Source organism: Sulfuricurvum sp. RIFOXYD12_FULL_44_77 (assembly GCF_001830725.1).
GTDB classification, from domain to species: domain Bacteria; phylum Campylobacterota; class Campylobacteria; order Campylobacterales; family Sulfurimonadaceae; genus Sulfuricurvum; species Sulfuricurvum kujiense_A.
On the sequence record NZ_MIBU01000297.1, the window covers coordinates 1 to 3,487 of the forward strand.

Here is a 3,487-nt window from a genome sequence, read left to right on the forward strand (position 1 = left end):
AGCGCAATAGGGGCACTTATTCCCTTTTACCAAATGGTTGGTGACATATTGTCCGATATGTCCGTGACGGCTAATGAGTATTTTATGACAGCTCGGACAATAGGTCGATTCACGTGATGTATCGTCAATGTTTCCGACATAAACATATTTCAATCCCGCTTCTTTACCGATCTCATAAGCACGGCTCAGGGTTGAGGGAGGTGTTCGGGGAGTATCCATCATCTTATACATCGGATGAAATCCGCTGATATGCCACGGCATAGAGGGATCAAGAGAAGCCTGAAACTCGGCAATAGAGCGTATTTCGTCGTCTGAATCGTTCAATCCCGGAATAAGGAGAGTCGTCGTTTCAATCCATATCCCTTTTTTGTGCGCATATTCGATGGTGTCTAAAACGGGTTTGAGTGAAGCACCGCAAATATCTTTGTAAAAGTTTTGAGTATTCCCTTTTATATCGATATTCATTCCGTCCAAAAAGGGCGCTATCGTATCGATCGCTTTGTGGGTCTCATAACCGCTGGTAACGTAGATATTTTTCAATCCCGCTTCGTGAGCAAGTTTGGCAGTATCGTAGGTATATTCGAAAAAGACAACCGGCTCGTTGTAGGTGTAGGCGATGCTTTGACACTCATGTTCCAACGCCAATGCTACGGCATCTTTAGGCAAAAGCGGACGTCCGAAAATTTCGTGATGATGCTCTTTCGGATATTGGGAGATATCGGCATTCTGACAAAATTTACACGAAAAATTGCACCCGACGGTACCGAACGAAAAAACACTTGACCCCGGCAAAAAATGAAACATCGGTTTTTTTTCGATCGGATCAACATTAACCGCGGCCGCAAGACCGTAGGTGAGGAGATAGAGTTCGCCGTTTTCAACTTTACGGATACCGCAGATACCGTATTCCCCTTCCGAGAGCTTGCAATGCTGATTACATGCTTCACACGCAATCCGCCCGTCTTCAAGTTTGTGTGATAGCCAAGCTATGGATGACACTGCTATTTCACTTTAATCTGTTTTACCGACTCGCCCTTGGTCTCTTTTTTCGGTAAAGTGATCTCAAGAACGCCGTCTTTATTTTCAGCATGAACATTTTCAGCATCTATATTTGAGGGCAAAGTAAAGCTACGGGTAAAACTCCCAAAACTGCTTTCACACTGATAATAATCCTCTTTTTTGACCTCTTTTTTGGTCTTTCGCTCCCCTTTGAGGGTCAAAACGCCATTTTCGACCTTGACGCTGATGTCCTCTTTTTTAACACCGGGGAGATCGACATCGATGTGGTAGGCAAATTCCCCTTCTCTTGTATTGACGGAGGGGGTGAAGCTCGAAAAAACATCTTTCGATAAATCAGATGAAAAAGCTCCACTAATACGTTCTTCCAGCGTGCGCAACTCTTTAAACGGATCAAATCGTGTTAACAACATAGTGAATCCTTTAGTGAGTAATTTTGCAGAGAAACAACCGCACTTTTCAGTCAATCTCTACGTATGACCATTTTAATACCATTGGAATTAAATTTATTATAAAAAAACGAATTAGATTCATACCTCTCTTAAACTCAACCCCACTTTTCCTTTGGCCACATCGACTTCCACGACACGGATAGCAGAGAGCTGTTGATTGACACTCAGTACTTCGAGAGGGTGTGATATCCGTTTCTGTGACATCTGAGAGATATGGATCAGGCCGTCGTTTTTCAATCCGATATCGACAAACGCGCCGAAATCGGCAATGTTTCGGACAACGCCCGAAACGATAGAACCTTCCTTAAGCTCTTTGATATCGGTGAGATCGGATCGGAACATAATCGGCGGTAAACTATCACGGGGGTCAAAACCCGGTTTTCGAAGTTCTGCGATAATGTCCGCAAGGGTCGCCTCCCCGATTTCAAGCTCCTGAGCGATAGAGGGGATCATCTCTTTGGTGATCAATGGGAGATCATAGCATTTCAAAAGAGTATTTGCCGCATCATAGCTCTCAGGGTGAACCCCCGTGTTGTCCAGCACGCTTTTCCCCTCCCGTATCCGAAAGAACCCCGCACACTGCTCGTACGCTTTCGCCCCCAGCCCTTTGACTTTCAGGAGCTCTTGCTTGCTTTTAAACGCTCCGCTTTGCTCGCGGTACTCCACTATCGCTTTGGCAACTTTTGCCCCTACCCCTGCGACATAGGAGAGGAGTGAGACCGAAGCACTGTTGGGATCAACGCCGATACGGTTAACCAAATCTTCGGTGACACTGCCCAGCTTCTTCTCTAACAACTTTTGATCGACATCGTGCTGATACTGCCCTACTCCCAGCGATTTTGGATCTATCTTCACCAGTGCCGCCATCGGATCGCGCAGACGCTGTGCTATCGAAATCGCACCGCGTATCGTTACATCGAGCTGCGGATACTCCTCTTGGGCGATTTTGGAGGCGGAGTAGACCGATGCCCCCGCTTCGGAGACAACGGTATAGGCGAGATTCAACCCCTCATCACGGTTCACCCTCGCAAAAAACTCCTGCGTCTCCCGTGAGGCCGTTCCGTTTCCAATAGCGACGGCATTAATTCCGTAACGATCACACAACTGCTTTATAACCTTTGCACTCTTCTCATAGTCGCTTTGCGGAGGGGTGGGATAGATGACGGCGTGATCCAAATACATACCGTTTTCATCTACTACGGCGAGTTTACACCCCGTGCGATACGCTGGATCGGCTCCCAAAATGGAGCGCTTCGTGACGGGGGGAGAACCCAGAAGCTGTGAAAGGTTTTTGCCGAAGGTATTGATCGCCTGTATGTCCGATTTCTCTTTAATCATTGCGTGCACTTCCCTCTCTAGCGAAGGGAAAAGGAGCCGTTTAAAACCGTCGAGATAGCTCGCCAACAGCAGAGTCTGAGAACTTTTGGCATGGCGCGATATTCGGTAGTTCTTAATCGTATTTTCTACCCGATCCATATCGAGGGTGATCTTGACGTTCAGCTCTTTTTCGCTCACCCCGCGCATAATCGCGAGATAACGGTGTGAGGGGATGGAGGCTATCTTCTCGCTTTTTCCTGCAAGCTTGGCAAATAGCCCCTCCTCACTCATCCCTTTGGTTGCTTTGATCTCAAACGAGGAGTAATCCAGTATCTGACGACGCCAGTGGTCGCGTTCACGAGGATCGTCACTGTAGCGCTCCGCTAGAATATCCTGAGCCCCTTTGATCGCATCTTCACGTGAAGTGATAGAGCCTTTGATAAAACTCTCAGCTCTTTTGTTAAATTCCCCTAACTCCATCTGAGCACGTTCTAGAATATCGGCTAAGGGTTCCAGTCCCGCCGCGATAGCGACACTGGCACGGGTGTTTTTTTTCTCTTTAAACGGGCGATAGATGTCTTCGACCTCTTGGAGCGTTTGAGCGTTGTTCAACCGCGTACGCAAGTCGTTATTCAACTCCGAGCGCTCTGCGATGAGACGTGCTACCTCCTCTTTACGATCCAGCAGTTTTTTCGAATAGC

Annotated in this window: 3 protein-coding genes; all 3 read right to left on the bottom strand. The window is 47.3% G+C overall.

Annotated elements, in window-relative coordinates; translation table 11 throughout:
* Positions 1 to 999: AmmeMemoRadiSam system radical SAM enzyme (amrS, locus tag A2517_RS10910; protein WP_294896949.1), on the bottom strand; the 999-nt coding region annotated here is incomplete at its 3' end.
* Between the two features lie 2 nt (positions 1,000 to 1,001).
* Positions 1,002 to 1,430, bottom strand: coding sequence for an Hsp20/alpha crystallin family protein (locus A2517_RS10915; protein ID WP_294896951.1), 429 nt, complete (start codon positions 1,428 to 1,430; stop codon positions 1,002 to 1,004).
* Positions 1,431 to 1,547: 117 nt separating this feature from the next.
* The coding region (locus tag A2517_RS10920) for a Tex-like N-terminal domain-containing protein (RefSeq protein WP_294896953.1) at positions 1,548 to 3,487 on the bottom strand (1,940 nt) is incomplete at its 5' end.